Consider the following 19489-nt stretch of genomic DNA (forward strand, 5'->3'; position numbering starts at 1 on the left):
ATAATCTATAAAGTCTATAAATTTGCTAGACTTTAAAATTAAATGAATGAACAAGAAAATAGACTCGCTCAAAAAAATATTTTTATTTACTTCATTATTCGGAGGAACATTTTTATTTGCCCAAACAAAAGTCTCAGGTACAGTTGAGGATATAAATGGTCCAATTGATCATGCAACTGTAAATGTAAAAGGAACTAATATCTCAACAACTACAGATGCAAATGGATTATATCAATTTGTTCTTGAGCCAGGGAAATACGAAATCATTGTTTCTAAAATAGGAGAACCAAGTTCATCACAAACGATTAATGTGATTGATGAGAATGAAGTTTCTTTGGATTTCTTTTTACAACCAATCAATTCGGAAACGGATCTTAGCGAAGTTGTTTTAATTGGTTCTCGTAGTGTTGGTCGTACCCAATTGGATTCGTCAACACCAATCGATGTGATCGATATCAAAGAGGTGACAAAAGATGTTGGGCAAGTTTCTTTAAACCAAATCCTAAATTATGTTGCGCCTTCTTTTAGCTCAAATACACAAGTTATTTCAGATGGAACAGATCATATCGATCCTGCTTCTTTAAGAGGTTTAGGACCAGATCAGGTTTTGGTTTTGATCAACGGAAAACGTCGTCATACGACTTCGTTGGTTAATATTAATGGATCTTTTGGGAAAGGTTCTGTCGGTACAGATTTAAATGCGATTCCAACTTCTGCCATCAAGCGAATAGAGATTCTTCGAGATGGAGCGGCAGCACAATATGGTTCTGATGCGATTGCTGGAGTAATTAATATCGTGTTGGAAGATTCGACGGATAAATTACGTGCATCGATTTCGTATGGAGGAAATCTTTCGAAAAATGCAGAAGACAATTTTGATGGAGAAACGTTTCAAGCAAATGTAAATTATGGAGTAAAAGTTGGCGAAAAAGGCGGGTTTGTAAATGTTGCTGGTTCTTACGACAAACGTCAACCATTCAATCGTCAAAAAGAATTTACAGGAACAATTTTTTCTGATTACAATCGACCAGATTTATACCCAAATCCAACGGGGAAAGATATTACAGATGAAGAATTAGCTCGTCGTGGTGAAACACGAGCAGATTATGTTTCGCGCATTGGACAGTCAAAAAATGAAGGAGGAGCAGTGTTTGTTAATTCACTTTTCCCTGTTTCTGATAAAACGGAAATTTATGCTTTTGGAGGTTTAAATTATCGTTCAGGAGAATCGGCAGCTTTTCGTCGACAGCCAGCACAGTTACATCAAACAGTTGCGTCAATTTATCCAAATGGATTTTTACCACTTATTCAAACCAATAATTATGATCGTTCTTTAGCTGCAGGAATTCGTAGTGAAATTAACGGTTGGAAAGTTGATTTTTCGAATACATATGGAAATAACACCATCGATTTTGGAGTTAAAAATACAGTAAACGCATCGATGAAAGATTCGTCTCCAACATCTTTCGAAGCGGGTGGATATCGCTTTACTCAAAATACAACCAATCTAGATTTTACACGTTTTTTTGATGATGTTTTAGCTGGAATTAATGTTGCTTTTGGAGGAGAATTTCGTTACGAAAATTATCAAATTGTAGGTGGAGAAGAAGCTTCTTATGCAAATTATGGAAAAGTAAGACAAATTGGTGTAGACGGTAATGGAAAACCAATTTATATTCCAGATTTTAATGGAAATATCAATACATTATTTGCTGCAAACGGGACAGCTTTAGCTGGAGGAGCGCAGGCATTTCCTGGATTTTTACCAGCGAATGAAGTTAATGCAAATCGTCATTCTGTAGCTGCTTATTTGGATACAGAATTCAATTTTACGAAAGAATTTTTAGTTGCAGCAGCACTTCGATATGAAGATTATTCAGATTTTGGGTCGACACTAAATGGAAAAATTTCGACACGATACAAATTAGGAAATTATGTCTTAAGAGCTGCAGCAAGTACTGGATTTAGAGCTCCATCATTGCATCAATTATATTTTAGTGCAACGTCAAGTGTTTTCCAAGATGGTGTAATTTCTAATTCAGGAACATTTACAAACGATAGTCGCGCAGCGAAATTATTAGGAATTCCACAATTGAATGAAGAAAAATCGAAATCAGTTTCGGCTGGAGTTACAGCAAATTGGGGAAAATTTAAATTGAGTGTTGATGGATATTTCATCAGAATTGATGATCGCGTAATTTATACAGGAGCATTTACGGGAAGCAATTCGCCATCAGCTTCTGCTCAAGACAAAGAAATTTATGAATTGTTGCAACAAGCAAACGCAACTTCTGCTCGCTTTTTTGCGAATGCAATTGATACCGAAACAAAAGGATTGGATGTTGTTTTGACGTATCAAGATCGTTTGGGTTCAGGAAAACTGCGTGGAGATTTATCGGCAACTTTTAGTAAAACAAATGCAGTTGGCGATGTACACGCCTCAGATTTATTGAAAGGAAAAGAGTCAACTTATTTTGATCGTTCGAGTAGAATTTATTTAGAATCTGCAGTTCCTCGTACAAAAGTTAATTTATCGTTGAATTATTCGCTTGATAAATGGAATGTATATTTACGTAATGTGTATTTTGGAAAAGTAGATGCCGCAACAAATACAGTAGCAGATGCACAAACATATAGTGCGAAAGTTGTTACAGATTTGAGTTTTGGATATGCATTCAATAAAAATATTTCGGTTACAATCGGAGCTAATAATTTGTTTGATATCTATCCTGATGAAACTAATATTGGAGGAAATAGAGGTGCTGGATATTTTGTGTATTCACGTACAGGACAACAATTCGGTACAGGAGGTAGATTTGCCTTTGTTCGTTTATCATTAAGTTTATAATTGAAATAGTTTATTATTTTTTACCAAATCTTTGTCGCTATTGATAGAGGTTTGGTAATTTTGTTTAAATCGATTTTATGAAAAAAATATCATTTATAATAATTTCGTTCTTCGCCATTATTCAACTAAATGCGCAAGAATCTTATAAAAATGGAGTTGTTGTGACAGCTCATCCCGAAGCTTCAAAAGTTGGAGTAGAAATTCTTAAAAAAGGAGGAAATGCAATTGATGCTTCTGTTGCGGTTCAGTTTGCTTTGGCTGTTGTTTACCCAAATGCAGGAAATATTGGTGGTGGCGGATTTTTAGTTTATCGCGATGCAAAAGGAAAAACAGACGCGTTAGATTATCGTGAAAAAGCACCTTTAAAAGCTACCGAAGATATGTATTGGGACAAAGAAGGGAATGCAATTACAAATCTTAGTTTGTATGGACAATTTGCTGCAGGTGTTCCAGGGACAGTAGATGGAATGGTAAAAGCGCATGAAAAATATGGAAAATTAAATTGGAAAGAATTAGTTCAGCCAGCTATTAATTTAGCTCAAAAAGGATTTAAAATTACAAAGCAACAAGCGAGCGAATTGACAAATAAGCACAATGATTTTGTAAAATATAATTCAAAAACGAATGCTTTAACGTCTAAATCATCTTGGAAAGAAGGCGATTTACTAATTCAAAAAGATTTAGCTAATACGTTAAAATTAATTCAGCAAAAAGGTCGAGCTGGTTTTTATGAAGGAAAAACAGCTGATTTAATTGTAAAAGAAATGAAACGTGGGAATGGAATTATTTCGCACGAAGATTTAAAAGAATATCAATCGGTTTGGAGAACGCCAGTTTCTGGAAATTATAAAGGTCTTAAAGTGATTTCGATGCCGCCGCCTTCAAGTGGAGGAATTGCGTTGGTTTCGTTATTTCAATCAATCGAAGATTATCCAATTAATAAATGGGGATTTCAGGCAGATTCTACAATTCAAGTGATGGTAGAAGCAGAACGTCGCGTTTATGCAGATCGCGCAGAGCATTTAGGTGATCCAGATTTTATAAAAGTTCCGCAAAAACAATTATTAGATAAAAGTTATAATGTGAATCGAATGAAAGATTTTTCGTTTGATAAAGCAACACCAAGTTCAGCAATCAAAGCGGGTGAAATAATCGGTAAAGAATCGATGGAAACGACGCATTATGTGATTGTTGATAAAGATGGAAATGCGGCTTCTGTAACCACAACGTTGAATAATTCGTACGGATCTTTGGTTGTTGTAGAAGGTGCAGGTTTTTTGTTGAATGATGAAATGGATGATTTTTCTGTAAAACCAGGTACACCAAATTTATACGGTTTAGTAGGAGGAAAAGCAAATGCGATTGAACCTTCGAAAAGAATGTTAAGTTCGATGACGCCTTCTATTTTAGAAAAGGATGGAAAATTATTTATGGTTGTGGGAACACCTGGAGGTTCTACAATTATTACGTCTGTTTTTCAAGCAATTGTAAATGTTGTTGATTTCGGAATGACGATGCAAGAAGCTGTTGCTGCACCAAGATTTCATCATCAATGGTTGCCAGATCAAATCGATTATGAGCCAAATGCTATTTCAGAAAATGTACGTGAATCATTAAAAGAAAAAGGTTATATCTTGAAAGAACGTAAACCTTACGGACGAGTAGAAGGAATATTAGTCAACACAGACGGAACATATCAAGCAGGGGCAGATCCGAGAGGAGATGATAAAGCTATTGGGTATTAATTCTTTAGAATATAAGAATTTTATATATAAATCGTTGTTTTTGTTTAAAAAGCTTTAAGTCAACACTTAAAGCTTTTTAATTTTAGAAAATATATTTGAAATTCATGAATTATAATTATGTGTAATTTTTAATTTATCATATATTTTATTTGCTTTGAAATATCAAAATACACAAAAATAATTATATGATAAGACACTTTATTTTAGAAAAATCGTTAGCCTTATTATTTTTTTCATCTTCCTTATTTGCTCAAAAGATGGAATTTAAAGGTTTAGATAAACCAGGTACAGCTATTAAAGGAATTACTAATAATGGTTTTGCTGTAACACCTATGTATACGTATGATTATAAAATAAACCTTTTAACTCCTAAGGATAATTCAATTACAAATTATTCGCATATCAATAATAAAGGAGATATAATAGGGTCAAGTTTAATTAATAACCTTCCAACACCAGTTTTTAAATTAGCAGGTACAAGTGAATGGGTGTCTACAGGACTTTTTCCGGATTTTACCAATCAAGATGGATTGACAGTTTACGCGATTAGTAGCAATGGTCGATTTATTTCTGGTCAAATGAAAAATGTACCATTTGTTTATGATGTTCAAACTAAAGAATTGACAAATTTAATTCCTATGGGATATAAATTTGGTGCTGGATATAGTGTGAATAATGATGGAACGACGGTTGGTTGGCTTGATGCAGATATAAACGGCACTTTTAGAGAATTAGCGGTTATGAAGAAGGGGCAACCTGTAGAAATTATTCTACAAGACTATGCGGTACCTCTTAATAATCACATTTGGCATATAGAAGATAATGGTATAGTTGTAGGTGAAGTAGGTTTAAAGCCATTTATTTACAATTTAAAAACAAAAGAATATAAAATTTTAGATTTACCAGCTAGTTATAGAACAGCCATTTTTACTTATTCTTCAAATGGAGTATATGTTGGTTATGCTCAGAATATGATTACAGATAGAGATGCGATTATTTATCATGAATCTTTTGGTAATCAACCTAAATTAATCAAAGATATATTAATAGAACAAGGTGTTGAAATAACTATTCCAGGAGGTAAATTAGGATTAGCGAATGTTGTTTCTGAAAATGGAGATTTTATTGGTGGAAATGAAATTGGAAATGGAAATATTGCATCAGGTTGGATTTTGAAACTGAATGGTTATTTAGATACAAAAGAATGTCATATTAATGTGCCATCTGATATAGAAGTTCAAAGTAAATTGGGTGATATTTCTGCTGTAGTAAATTATAAAGTAACGACAGATTGCCCTGAAAATAAATTAGTTTTAGTAAGTGGATTAGAATCTGGTAAAGAATTCCCTATGGGATTAACAACTGTTGCTTATAATTTAGTAGATGCAGATGGAAAAGTGATTAACTCTGCTTCATTTAAAGTTTTGGTGAAAGATTCTTATTGTACTCCAAGATTTACAGCAATTGTAGAACCAATATCAATGGTAAAAATAGGAACGATAGATAATGTAAGTTCTAATTATATAACAGCGAACGAAAACGAATATTTCTTGGAACAATCTACCGATTTAGAACAAGGAAAAGAATATGTAATAACAGTAGCTGGAAATACAAATGGTGTAAATGAAACAAGTGAATTTGTAGTTTATTTTGATCTTAACCAAGATGGAGTTTTTACTCCTGATAACGAAGGGTTTTATATTGGTAATATTACTGGGTCGACAGGTGGAGATGGAAAAACTGTTACAAAAACAATACAAATACCAGAAAATGCAAAATTAGGTAAAACACGTATGCGTGTTATGAAAACGTATCGTTTGGTTCCAGACAACCCTTGTTCAACTACTTATGCTTATGGTCAAAGTGAAGACTATACAGTGAATTTTATTTCAAACTTAGGAATTACAGAAGTGAATTCTAATTCTGCTAAAGTTTATCCAAACCCTGTAAAAGATATATTAACGATTAATGATGATTTAATTATTAAAGAAGTAAAAATAATCAATATTGCAGGACAAGAAGTTTATTCAAAACAATTAAATAAAGTTAATCCTACTATCAATTTAGCGCATTTAACAAAAGGAGTTTATGTTATAAAAATTGTAAATTCTAAAGGGATTACTACTACCCAAAAAATTATAAAAAACTAAATTTAAATTTTTTGATTAATTAACACTAATAATTTAAAAAAGGCTATTCAAATTACGAATAGCCTTTTATATTTTTAAGATAAAACGTCTCTAATTTCAGGATTTTTATCAAACTGAGCTTTTGCGAAAGGACATAAAGGGATTACTTTTATATTATTATTTCTAGTCCAATCTACTAAGGCTAATAAAGCTTTTTTTCCAACACCTTGTCCGCCATAAGCTTCGTCAACTTCTGTATGATCGATAATAATTTTATCATCTCCAGCCCAAACATATGCCATTTCTCCTGCTTTTTTTTTGCCATCTAAAACGACAAAAGCTCCATTTTTTTTATCATCAATTTGTTTAATTTCCATCTAATATATTTTTTAAGTTGAATATTTAATCTTCTAAAGTACCAAATTTTCCGTTATTGTAATCGTCAAAAGCTTCGCGAATTTGCTCTTGCGTATTCATTACAAATGGACCATAAGATGCGATTGACTCATTTAGAGGTTCTCCACTCAAAATTAATACCACACTATTTTCTGTTGCTTCGATTGTAAAATCTTCTCCTTCGTTAGTAAACAATAACAAATGATCTTTTGGAACAATTTCTTGCTCATTCACTTTTACTTCACCTTCAATAACCAATAAAACTGTATTGTAATGTGCTGGGAAACTAAAATTCGCTTTACCATCTTCATTCAATTTTGCATTCAACATATTAACAGGAGAAAAAGTAGATGCAGCACCTTTTGCTTGGTTATATTCACCAGCAATAACTTCTACAAATCCATTTTCTACCTCAACAGTTGGAATATCTTTGTGTGAAATTGCCTGATATTTAGGCGCACTCATTTTATCTTTCGCAGGTAGATTTATCCATAGTTGAACCATCTGAAAAATTCCACCTTTTTTGTAAAACTCTTCTGCATGATATTCTTTGTGCAAAACTCCTGATGCAGCTGTCATCCATTGCACATCACCTTGGTGAATTGTTCCACCTCCACCAGCACTATCATGATGAGAAACACTACCTTGATAAGCAATAGTAACTGTTTCGAAACCACGATGCGGATGTACGCCAACACCTTTTGGTTTATCTGTTGCAGGAAAATTGAATTTAGAATTGTAATCTAACATAATAAATGGATCCATTCTTTTCATATCTAAATGATAACCACTTGGAATAAAATTGTGAACTCTAAATCCATCTCCAACGAAATGAGGCTCTCTTGGAGCGATAACTATTTCAATGTTTTTTGTATTCATAATGATTTGTTTTATATGTTTTTTATTTTCTTATACAAAGTTACGAACCTAATAAATTGATTGTCTTGATGTAGGTTAAGAAGTTGGTAACGTATTAATTAACATAAGTTAATGTGTTTTTTTGAATTTTTATTATTGATTAATTGTTAAATTAATAATGAAAACTTTAATACTTAGTTGTGATTTTGTTGTCAAAGTTAATTCGTTATAATTCATATAATTGTTTAGAAATTAATAGTACTATGAGAAAATATTTATTCATCATTCTTTTTGGTGTTAGTTTTTACTTATTACTTATTTGGTCAAGACAATACATATCGTTTTTTGTATAATATCCATCAAGAAACAATTTTTAATGATGAAATGAAGAAAAATACGCCAAAAGATTTTTTGCCAGAAATAGTAAATGCGTTTAATGAATCTTATGAGTTTGAAGTGTTAGCTTCTAAAAATTATTCTTTTGTCAAATTAATAGAGAAAGTAAAGAACTCTCAGAATGATGCAGTTCGAATTTATCCAGAACCAAATTGGTTACTAAACGATTTTGAACATAATAAATCGTATGAATTTGCTGAGTATGGTGATACGTATGTAGTAGATTCTATTAAGATAGAAGGTTTGAAACCTACAAAGGAAATGAAAGAAATTTTAGGTTTACAAGCAAAGAAATTTATCTTCGAAAATGATGAGTTTTACTACGAAATCTGGTTAGCAAAAATGAATGGAATTACGGTAAGTCCTTATTATTTTCAGTTTAAAAATTTTGTTGTCGTAGAATTATTTAAAAAGTTTAAAAAAGTTGAAGAAGGTGGTGGGAAGATGGAAAAAAGATATCTTTTGAAAGAGATCAGTCAAGAGAAAAAGCCTACAGATTTTATTAAATTAATTCCTAAAAAAGTACTTACTCCAAAAGAACTTCAAGAGAAAATTGATAAAATTAATCAGATGACAGAAAATAATGAAGTAGAGAAATAATAATTAAAAAAGCATCTCAATCGAGATGCTTTTTTATTGTTCCATTAGAATGATAAGTATTTCCATCACATTCCCATTCGTGAGAAATAATCGTATCTTTTTTGTGGATATTAAACGTTAATTCACCTTTTCTTTTGATGATTGTATCTCCAATATTTATTTCATTTCTATAGATAGCCCACCAACGATTTTGTTCATTACAATCACACTTTTCGTTTGTATAAGGATTTCTTCCATCCATTGCTAAATTTCCACTGGTACCCAAATCTTTATTCTCAACTATCATTAAACATTTGCTATTTTTTCTTTTTATGAAAAAAGCTTCACAATTTGATTGTTGATGGCAAGAGGAAATTAGAATTAGAAAGGTTAGAATTATAAAATATTTCATTTTACAATAATTCTTCATCAACGATGTTAGGAAGCGTCACTTTTAATAAAGGTTCATCTTCCATTGCACGTTTTATCGCGAAAATAGCTTCTTCATTTCTAGCCCAAGATCTACGAGCAATTCCGTTGTTCACATCCCAATGTAACATTGATTTTAAACGGTTTTCAGCATCAGAAGATCCATCTAATAACATTCCAAATCCACCATTGATAACTTCTCCCCAACCAACGCCGCCGCCGTTATGGATAGAAACCCAAGTTGCACCACGGAAACTATCTCCAATCACATTATGAATCGCCATATCAGCTGTGAATTTTGAACCATCGTAAATGTTAGAAGTTTCGCGGAAAGGAGAATCTGTTCCAGAAACATCATGATGATCACGCCCTAAAACAACTGGTCCGATTTCTCCTTTCGCAATAGCATCGTTAAATGCTTTTGCAATTTTGATACGTCCTTCTGCATCGGCATATAAAATACGAGCTTGCGAACCAACAACTAATTTATTTTCTTGTGCACCTTTTATCCATGTGATATTATCTTGCATTTGTTGCTGAATCTCTTTTGGAGAATGTTGCATGATTTCTTCTAAAACTTGACAAGCAATTTCATCTGTTTTTTGTAAATCTTCTGGTTTTCCAGATGTACAAACCCAACGGAATGGTCCAAATCCGTAATCGAAACACATTGGTCCCATAATATCTTGTACATAAGACGGATATTTGAAGTCGATTCCGTTTTCTGCCATTACATCAGCTCCAGCACGAGAAGCTTCTAATAAGAAAGCATTTCCGTAATCGAAGAAATATGTTCCTTTTGCTGTGTGTTTGTTAACCGCATCTGCATGACGACGTAACGTTTCTTGAACTTTTTCTTTGAATAATTTAGGATTATCAGCCATCATTTGATTAGCTTCTTCAAATGATAATCCAACTGGATAATAACCACCAGCCCACGGATTATGTAATGAAGTTTGATCTGATCCTAAGTCAACGTAAACATTTTCTTGATCAAATTTTTCCCAAACATCCACTATATTTCCATCATAAGCAATTGAAACAACTTCTTTATCAGCTTTTGCTTTTTGTACGCGAGTAACTAATTCATCTAAATCAGAAATTACTTCATCTACCCAACCTTGTTCGTGACGTTTCCAAGTTGCAGCAGGATTAACCTCAGCAGTTACTGAAACAACACCAGCAATATTCCCGGCTTTTGGCTGAGCTCCCGACATTCCTCCAAGTCCAGCTGTTACAAATAATTTTCCAGCTGTTCCGTTATCATCTATTTTACGAGATCCGTTTAAAACTGTAATTGTCGTTCCGTGTACAATTCCTTGCGGCCCAATGTACATATAACTTCCAGCTGTCATTTGTCCGTATTGAGAAACACCTAAAGCATTCATTTTTTCCCAATCATCTGGTTGCGAATAATTCGGAATCACCATTCCGTTTGTTACCACAACGCGAGGAGCATTTTTATGTGATGGAAATAATCCCATTGGATGACCAGAATACATTACCAATGTTTGTTCGTCTGTCATTTCAGACAAATATTTCATCGTTAAAAGATATTGCGCCCAGTTTTGAAAAACAGCACCATTTCCTCCGTAAGTAATTAATTCGTCTGGATGTTGAGCAACCGCTGGATCCAAATTGTTTTGAATCATTAATTGAATTGCTTTTGCCTGATTGCAACCGCCTGGATAATCATTAATCGGACGAGCAAAAATTTCGTAATCTGGTTTAAGACGATACATATAAATACGTCCGTATAATTCTAATTCTTCTTTAAAATCAGGAATTAAAGTTGAATGATGTTGAGGTTCGAAATAACGCAAAGCATTTTTAAGAGCTAACTTTTTCTCATCATCAGATAATATTTCTTTACGCTTTGGCGCGTGACTTACATTTTGATTTCTATCTTTTTTTGTAGGAAGGATAGAAGGAATTCCTTGTTTTATTTGTTCTTTAAAAGTCATTTTTTTGTGCGTTTATTAAAGTTTTATGTTAAACGTTATACGTTTTCTTGTCATTCTGAGCTTGTCGAAGAATCTTACTAATGCAAAGCCGAAATAAATTCAGCTTGACAAGTTTTTCTTTAAATCTTTATCAATAAAAAATAATAGGACAAAACCTATAAAATAGCATAGTAAATCGATCCACGAAAAAGAAGTCCCGATAATTATTCGAGCCGCTTTGTTATGTCCTAAACCGATTATTTCTACAAAATTGAAATACTGTAAAACTTCAACTACAAAAGAAAAAATCAATGTAAAAATAGCGATGTTAATTGCTTTTGTATTGATGAAAGCTTTAATGAAATAATATATAAAAATTACGACTAAAATATCACCAACAAAAGGACGAATGATTCTGTCTTTGATGAAAAGTGCAATTATAACTTCTATGAAGAAAAGAATACTTGCAATTAAGAAAGATTTTTTATCAAATTTAAACATGTTAATTCCATTTATCTAGTTTATTAAAAGCTTCTAAAATTTGTTGTTGTGCTTTTTGTGGAAGTTGATCAAAATTATTTGACTTTTTAATTTGTCCTTTTTGATTTTCTTCAATAATGAAAATACTATTGTTGTAAAGGATAAAATATCCAACAATAAACCTTTCATTGGTTTTTAAATCTTCTTCACTAAAAGCAGTATAAGCAATTCCATTTTTATTGTCATCGGTAAAGAAACCTCCGCGTTTTCCCCAAATAAAAATTGTGTTATCACTTTTACGTTCTCCTGTTATATTTTGTTTCCATTCGGTACCATCTTTTTTATATTCTTGAATATAAATTACATCTGGTGTAATTCCTTTTTCTGGTTTCGAATAAACAATACAAAATTTTTTATTTCCCATATCAACACGAAAACCTTGAATTATTCGACTGCCTTGATGAGGTAAAAATTCAAATTCTTCTGGTTTACTATCGCCAAAAGTTGTTGTTTGTGCTTGTAAAATAAAGGATGTTACAAAAAAAATGAATAGGATTAGGTGGTTGGTTTTCATGTTATATTGATGTTAGAAACTTAAAATTAACTTCTTGAAATCTTCAGTTTGTAATAAATCGATAATATCATTGATATCATCACCAATTAAGCGATCATCTTCTAATTTTGGACAAACCGAACGAACTTTTGCAAAAACTTCTTCTAAGAAAACACTTGTTTTACGAGGTCTTCTAAATTCTAAACCTTGACAAGCGTACATCAATTCAATCGCTAAAATACGTTCTACATTGTCTAATACTTGGTTGAATTTTCTTCCAGAAATACTTCCCATCGAAACATGATCTTCTTGTCCCAAAGACGTTGGAATACTATCTGCAGAAGCTGGGAAACATAATGTTTTGTTTTCTGTACAAAGTGCAGCAGATGTATATTGAGGAATCATGAAACCAGAATTTAAACCAGAACTTTCTGTCAATAATTTTGGTAAACCATATTTTCCTTCGATTAATAAATATTGACGACGATCCGAAATATTTCCTAACTCAGAAGCTGCAATTGTTGCATAATCTAAGACCATTGCTAATGGTTGTCCATGGAAATTTCCTCCAGAAATAGCTTCTTCATCCGAAACAACAATTGGATTGTCAGTAACAGAATTTAACTCGATTTCAGCCAATTCTTGCAAATGAAAAAATGCATTACGCGAGGCACCATGAACTTGAGGCATACAACGCAACGAATAAGGATCTTGTACACGACCGCAATCTGCATGAGAGAAAGCAATTTCAGAACCTTTTAATAAATTACGCATTCGCTCTGCAACCATCATTGTTCCTTTAAAAGGTCGAACTTGGTGCAATTCTTCTTCGAATGGACGAGGAGAACCTTCGTAAGCTTCTAATGATAAAGCACCTGCAACGTCAGCTAAATTCAATAAATATTCAAATTTTTCTAATCCGTTTAATGCATGAGATAAAATGAATTGTGTCCCGTTGATTAATCCCAAACCTTCTTTCGCAGAAAGATGCAAAGGTTGTAAGTTGTGTTTGGTTAATGCTTCTTTTGTTGTGACAATTGTATCACCATCCCAAACTTTTCCTTCGCCAATTAATGGTAAAAATAAATGCGATAATGGTGCTAAATCTCCAGATGCTCCAACTGAACCTTTTTCTGGAACGACTGGAATAATATCTTTTTCAACCATTAATAAAATTCGTTCCACAACATCTAATGTTACACCCGAATATCCTTTTGATAAAGCATGTGCTTTGGCAATTAACATGGTTCTAGAAATTTCTTTCTTGATCGGATTTCCTACACCAACTGCATGACTGATTAATAAATTGTGTTGAAGTTGACGTGTTTCTTCTTCAGATATTTTTGTGTCGCAAAGTGGTCCAAAACCAGTATTTATTCCATACACAGTTTGTCCAGAAGCAACTATTTTAGCAACATTTTGTTGAGATTTTAAGATTTGTTCTTTACTTGCTTCATTTAGTTCAATTTCGATATTTCCTTCTTTGATTCCTTTGTAATCCTCAAACGAAAGAAAATCGATACCGTAAGTTTTCTTGATCATTTTTTCGAATTTGTGATACTTCAAAGATAATCTTTTCATTGATTTGATAAAAGATAGAAATCATTTCAGTAGGAATAATTGAGTTTTGATAAGGTTTTATAACACTATCTTTTATAAATTTGCTAAAATTTTTATGTAATGTGTGATAAACATCTTCATGACGAAATGGGGGACGACCATATGTCAGCAAACTTAGAAACGCCTTTGAGAGCTGATGCATTTGAGTTGTCTGCTGAAGAAAAAGTGGAAAAGATAGAAGCGGATTTCCGTAACATCATGGAAACTTTAGGCTTAGATTTAACAGATGATAGTTTGAAAGGAACGCCAAAACGTGTTGCGAAAATGTTCGTAAAAGAGATTTTTGGTGGTTTATTGCCAGAGCGTAAGCCTGGAATGTCAACTTTCGAAAATAAATATAACTACAATCAAATGTTGGTTGAAAAAGATATCGTGGTTTATTCGACTTGCGAACATCACTTTTTACCAATCGTTGGACGTGCACATGTTGGTTACATCTCAAAAGGGAAAGTAATCGGTCTGTCTAAAATGAATCGTATTGTAGAATATTATGCAAAACGTCCGCAGGTACAAGAGCGTTTGACGATGCAAATTGTGAAAGCAATGCAAGAAGCTTTGGGAACTGATGATGTAGCGTGTATTATTGATGCAAAACACTTGTGTGTGAATTCGCGCGGAATCAAAGATATTGAATCAAGTACAGTTACTGCTGAATACGGTGGAGCATTTAAAGATAATGAGCAATTAAGAAAAGAGTTTATTTCGTACATCGGAATGAAAACTACTTTCAATGTTTAAAATATAAATCCTATAAAATGGTAAAAGAAAATCAATTAAAATTACATAATTCCTTAACGGGACAGAAAGAAACGTTCGAACCAATTAATCAAGATAATGTTGGAATGTATGTTTGTGGACCTACCGTTTACAGTAATGTGCATCTTGGAAATGTGCGTACATTTATGTCGTTTGATATGATTTATCGTTACCTAAAATTTTTGGGTTACAAAGTTCGTTACGTTCGTAATATTACTGATGCTGGGCATTTAACAGATGACGGAAATGTAGAAAATGATCGTTTTGTAAAACAGTCAAAATTAGAGAAATTAGAACCAATGGAAATCGTACAAAAGTACACAGTAGATTTTCATAAAGTTTTAGAAAAATTTAATTTACTACCTCCAACAATAGAGCCTACTGCAACGGGTCATATTTTAGAACAAATTGCTTTAGCAGAAAAATTAATCGATTTAGGATTAGCTTACGAGGTAAACGGATCAGTTTATTTTGATGTAGAAGCATATAACAAAAAAGGACTTAATTATGGTGAATTGAGTAACCGTAATATCGAAGAACTAATCAATAATACAAGAGATTTAGACGGACAAGGAGAGAAGAAAAATCCAGTAGATTTTGCACTTTGGAAAAATGCTTCGCCTGCTCACATCATGCGTTGGGCTTCGCCTTGGGGAGATGGTTTCCCGGGTTGGCACTTAGAATGTACGGTGATGAGCACAAAATATCTTGGAGATTTTTTCGATATTCATGGAGGTGGAATGGATCTTAAATTTCCGCACCACGAATGTGAAATAGCTCAAGCAAAAGGCTCTAATGGTCATGAACCTGTAAAGTATTGGATGCACGCCAATATGTTGACGATGAATGGTCAACGTATGAGTAAATCGACAGGGAATTACATTTTGCCAATGCAATTAGTAAATGGTGAAAATGATTTCTTCGAAAAAGCATTTCATCCAAGCGTCGTTCGTTTTTGTTTCTTACAAGCGCATTATCGTAGTGTTTTAGATATTTCGAATGATGCAATGTTAGCTTCAGAAAAAGGATATAACCGTTTGGTTGAAGCATTAAAAACATTAGAAACAATTACACCAAAGAAAACTTCTACCGTTAATATTGATGAATTAGAAGCTAAATTATACACTGCAATGGATGATGATTTCAATACACCTATCATGATTGCACATTTATTTGATGCTGTTAAAATGATCAACTCGATCAAAGATAGTTTCGAAAATATTACTGCAGAAGATTTAGAACGTTTGAAAACGATTATGAATGGATTTGTTCATGATGTTTTAGGTTTAGATACAGAGGCTGTAAACGAAAGTTCTGATAAATTAGATGGTGTTGTAAAAATGCTAATCGAAATGCGTAATCAGGCTCGTGTGGATAAAAATTGGGCTTTATCTGATCAAATTAGAGATCAATTAAGTGCATTAGGTATCCAATTGAAAGACGGAGCTGAAGGAACTTCATACTCTTTTTAAGAAAGATTTATAAAATATTTAACCCACTTAGAAATAAGTGGGTTTTTTGTTTATGCGTTATTTTATTTAACAAATAATTTAGATATTTTAAGTTTTTTTTCTCATATTTGTAATAATTAGCACTAAAAATTAACATAATATGAGGAGAAGATTTACTTCTTTGGGCATTCTATCAATTTTTTTGATGGGAGGGTTAGCATTTGCTCAAGTTAAAGGAGTCTTAAAAGACTCGAATGGATTTCCAATGGAAGAAGCAGAAGTAATTGTTACGAGAACAGGTACTTCAGTTTTTACAGATGGAAATGGAAATTTTAATATAGATGCCAAAGTAGGCGATACATTAAAAATTATTGATTCTAATGGTGAAGAAAAAACAATTAAAGTTACTTCTACAACATTGGGAGATGTAAAATTTACATCAAAAGCTGCGGATAATATTGAATTAGGAACAGTAAATATTATTGGAGGAATTAAATTAGATCCTGCACAAAAAGTTGGTTCTTATACAATTGTATCGAAAGAAAATTTTGAAAGTACTCCAGTATCTTCTATTGATGAAGTGTTGAATGGACGTGTTGCAGGTCTTAATTATTCCACAGCAAGTGGAGATCCAGGATCTTCTAATATGATTTTAATTCGTGGAGTTGGTTCTATTTTAGGTACTCCAAATCCATTATACGTTGTAGACGGAATTGTTGTTGGTAAAGGAGCAGATAATGCTACATTAATGGAATCTTGGAATCCTTTATCTTCAATCGATCCAAATATGATTGAATCTGTAGCAGTTCTTAAAGACGCTTCTGCTACGGCTTTATATGGTGCTCGCGGAGCAAATGGAGTAATTGTTATTACTACGAAAAAAGGTAAATTCGGACAAACGCCTCGTTTTAATTTTTCATCAGATATGGCAATACAAGATATTGCATTTGATAAAATTAAAATGATGAATGCCAGCCAATATCATCAATATGGAGGGCAAAATTATTTTAATAGCCAATATAATCCAGACGGTACTCCTAGATTTTCTGAAAATGATAAACCAATTACATTTGCTAATGTAGCTGAAGCTGAAGCATATTATACTAGAACATTAGATAAAAATTGGGATGGTAAAGAAACAGATTGGAGAAAGGCTGTACAGCGTAATCAATCTTTTGTAAATACGTATAATTTTTCTGTAGCTGGAGGAACTAATGGTATTTCTTATCGTGCAGGTGTTACTTACTATAAGAATAAACCATTAATTCAAACAACTGATTTTGATCGTAAAAGTGCAATCTTAGCTTTTGATCATAAGGTTACAGATAATCTTAAATACGGATTCTCTTTAAATTATACAGGCGTAGATCGTAGATCGATTTCTGATGCAAATGCCTCTGCAAATCCATGGTTGTCTTCTTTATTTATTCCGACAAGTAAACCTATTTATAATCCAGACGGATCGTACAATCAAAAAGATCTTGGAGGTGTAACAGAAGGGTTTAATCCAATTGGGATTTTAGAAAATAATTATTCTAAAGGTAAAGTTCACACATATTTAGGTTCATTTACTGCAGAATATAAGTTTTTAAATAATTTTTATTTTAATACTGTTTTTGGAGGACAAAGACAACAAATGAGAGAAACGTATTGGTGGGATCCAAGATATGGAGACGGTATTGCCAATGGTGGTGCATTACAGCTAGGTGAAACAGGTATTTGGGATATGAATTTTACAAATACGTTGTCATTTAGAAAAAAGTTTAAAGATGTACATGATTTAGATTTCACAATTGGTTCTGATTATCAGGATCATGAGTATAAAAATAGATACAAAAGTGCATTGCAATTTACAGAGCCTATTCCAGATTTTTCATATGGAAACCCAGATACATTCAATGATATTTTTACTGGTCCAGGAACTTTCTATAAATGGAGACAAGACTCTTATTTCTCTAAATTAAGTTATATTTATGATAGTAAATATACCATTGCAGGACAAGTTAGATACGACAGAATTTCTGTTTTACCAAAAACAAATAGAGGTGGAGTTTTTTGGTCTATTGGAGGTAGTTGGAATTTAGGTAAAGAAGAATTTTTAAAAGAATCTTCAGTTATTAATAATCTTGTTTTAAAAGCAAGTTATGGTAGATTAGGTAATGTTCCATTTGCTGATACATGGGGAAGACAGTATGATATGTATACGTTAGTAGCAACATCAACTAATCCTTTGTATGCGTATGGAAATGATTATTATTCTTATTTATCTTCTGCTGGTAATCCAAATTTAGATTGGGAAATATCTAAACAATTAGATGTAGGTTTTGAATTAAATTTATACAAAGATTTATTAGGAATTACATTTTCATATTACAATAAAAAAACTGACGGAGCATTATTCTATGCCACTACAATGCCAGAAGCAGGTAGTCCAGGAGATTATTTTGCAAATGTAGCAGATATATCGAATAAAGGATTCGAGCTTACATTAAATAGTACACCGATTCGAAAAGATTTCGTATGGAATATTAACTTAAATGCTTCACGCAATATTAATAAAGTTGATAAACTAAACATCGATCAAAGTATTTGGGAGTACAATCTAAATGCATTATCAGAAGGTAAATTATTAGGTGAATATTACACATGGTTGTGGGCTGGTCCAAATAATGATCCTAATGTAGGAGAATTAGGAGTAGGTTCGTGGTATACAGATGCTACAAAAACAAAAACAACAACTAATAAAAGTCAAGCAGAAAGAGTTTGGTTAGGTAAATCAGCTTTTCCAAAATATATGGCTGGGTTTTCAAATTCATTCTCTTATAAAGGTTTAAGTTTTAGTTTCTTAATGACTGGACAATTTGATTTTTATGTTCACAACGGATTCCACTCATTTTTTATAAATGACGGAAATGTTGATAACAGAAACCAAATAGTTGATGCAATGGATTATTGGACGCCAGAGAATACAGGCGCTGCAAATCCAAAACCACAATTGAATAATCCTAATGGAAGTAGGTTAGAATCTGATCGTTGGATAAGAAAAGGAGATCATATTCGTCTAAAAGAAATAAAATTAGCTTATTCTTTTGGTGATAAATTTAAACAACAAACAGGTGTCAAAAATTTAACGATTTATGCAAAAGGATTCAATCTTTGGACGTATGCTTTTGATAAAGGATTAAATTTTGATCCAGAATCAATCGTTAACGCATGGTCTTTCCAAGGAAAAGGAGTTTTTAATTATACGACACCAATTATAAAGAGTGTATCGTTAGGAATGTCTATTGATTTTTAAAAATTTAA

Annotated in this window: 14 protein-coding genes; 7 read left to right on the forward strand and 7 right to left on the reverse strand. The window is 32.5% G+C overall.

Translation table 11 applies throughout. The features are described 5' to 3' along the window. Positions 1-46 precede the first annotated feature (46 nt). The 3 genes from AC2I98_RS12760 (at position 47) to AC2I98_RS12770 (ending at position 6743) form a co-directional block, all read left to right on the forward strand. Entirely contained in the window at positions 47-2848 is a 2802-nt protein-coding gene (locus AC2I98_RS12760; RefSeq protein ID WP_486412045.1) for a TonB-dependent receptor, read from the forward strand. A gap of 77 nt (positions 2849-2925) precedes the next feature. Further along, a complete protein-coding gene (gene ggt, locus AC2I98_RS12765; RefSeq protein ID WP_486412046.1) occupies positions 2926-4593 on the forward strand; it encodes a gamma-glutamyltransferase in 1668 nt (555 codons plus the stop codon). 185 nt (positions 4594-4778) lie between these two features. Continuing rightward, positions 4779-6743 (forward strand): GEVED domain-containing protein, encoded by a 1965-nt coding sequence (locus AC2I98_RS12770; protein ID WP_486412047.1) that lies wholly within the window; start codon positions 4779-4781, stop codon positions 6741-6743. Between the two features lie 74 nt (positions 6744-6817). Here AC2I98_RS12770 and AC2I98_RS12775 read toward each other — a convergent pair whose 3' ends face one another. Further along, positions 6818-7099, reverse strand: a complete 282-nt coding sequence (locus AC2I98_RS12775) for a GNAT family N-acetyltransferase (RefSeq protein WP_486412048.1) — start codon at positions 7097-7099, stop codon at positions 6818-6820. Positions 7100-7124: 25 nt separating this feature from the next. Beyond that, entirely contained in the window at positions 7125-7997 is an 873-nt protein-coding gene (locus AC2I98_RS12780; RefSeq protein ID WP_486412049.1) for a pirin family protein, read from the reverse strand. 363 nt (positions 7998-8360) lie between these two features. On the opposite strand from AC2I98_RS12780, the gene AC2I98_RS12785 reads away from it, so the two are divergent. After that, positions 8361-8972, forward strand: a complete 612-nt coding sequence (locus tag AC2I98_RS12785) for a hypothetical protein (RefSeq protein ID WP_486412050.1) — start codon at positions 8361-8363, stop codon at positions 8970-8972. 16 nt (positions 8973-8988) lie between these two features. Here AC2I98_RS12785 and AC2I98_RS12790 read toward each other — a convergent pair whose 3' ends face one another. The 5 genes from AC2I98_RS12790 to hutH all read right to left on the reverse strand — a co-directional run bounded on the left by AC2I98_RS12790 (position 8989) and on the right by hutH (position 13937). After that, entirely contained in the window at positions 8989-9258 is a 270-nt protein-coding gene (locus tag AC2I98_RS12790; RefSeq protein WP_486412051.1) for a hypothetical protein, read from the reverse strand. Positions 9259-9364: 106 nt separating this feature from the next. Then, the gene (gene hutU / locus AC2I98_RS12795; RefSeq protein ID WP_486412052.1) at positions 9365-11344 is read right to left on the reverse strand and encodes a urocanate hydratase; all 1980 of its coding nucleotides are present in this window, start codon (positions 11342-11344) and stop codon (positions 9365-9367) included. Between the two features lie 99 nt (positions 11345-11443). After that, the gene (locus tag AC2I98_RS12800; RefSeq protein WP_486412053.1) at positions 11444-11824 is read right to left on the reverse strand and encodes a ribosomal maturation YjgA family protein; all 381 of its coding nucleotides are present in this window, start codon (positions 11822-11824) and stop codon (positions 11444-11446) included. A gap of 1 nt (position 11825) precedes the next feature. Further along, positions 11826-12377 carry a hypothetical protein gene (locus AC2I98_RS12805; protein WP_486412054.1) on the reverse strand — a complete coding sequence of 184 codons (552 nt, stop codon included), beginning with the start codon at positions 12375-12377 and terminating at the stop codon, positions 11826-11828. Positions 12378-12389: 12 nt separating this feature from the next. Next, entirely contained in the window at positions 12390-13937 is a 1548-nt protein-coding gene (gene hutH, locus AC2I98_RS12810; protein WP_486412055.1) for a histidine ammonia-lyase, read from the reverse strand. Between the two features lie 99 nt (positions 13938-14036). On the opposite strand from hutH, the gene folE reads away from it, so the two are divergent. From folE to AC2I98_RS12825, 3 genes are all read left to right on the forward strand, one after another. Further along, entirely contained in the window at positions 14037-14714 is a 678-nt protein-coding gene (folE, locus tag AC2I98_RS12815) for a GTP cyclohydrolase I FolE (RefSeq protein WP_448344435.1), read from the forward strand. A gap of 17 nt (positions 14715-14731) precedes the next feature. Beyond that, a complete protein-coding gene (gene cysS, locus AC2I98_RS12820) occupies positions 14732-16204 on the forward strand; it encodes a cysteine--tRNA ligase (protein ID WP_486412056.1) in 1473 nt (490 codons plus the stop codon). 139 nt (positions 16205-16343) lie between these two features. Further along, on the forward strand, positions 16344-19481 hold the full coding sequence (locus AC2I98_RS12825; protein WP_486412057.1) for a SusC/RagA family TonB-linked outer membrane protein: 3138 nt from the start codon (positions 16344-16346) through the stop codon (positions 19479-19481). The last annotated feature ends 8 nt before the right edge of the window (positions 19482-19489 follow it).

The organism is Empedobacter sp. EJD.6dd (assembly GCF_057369435.1).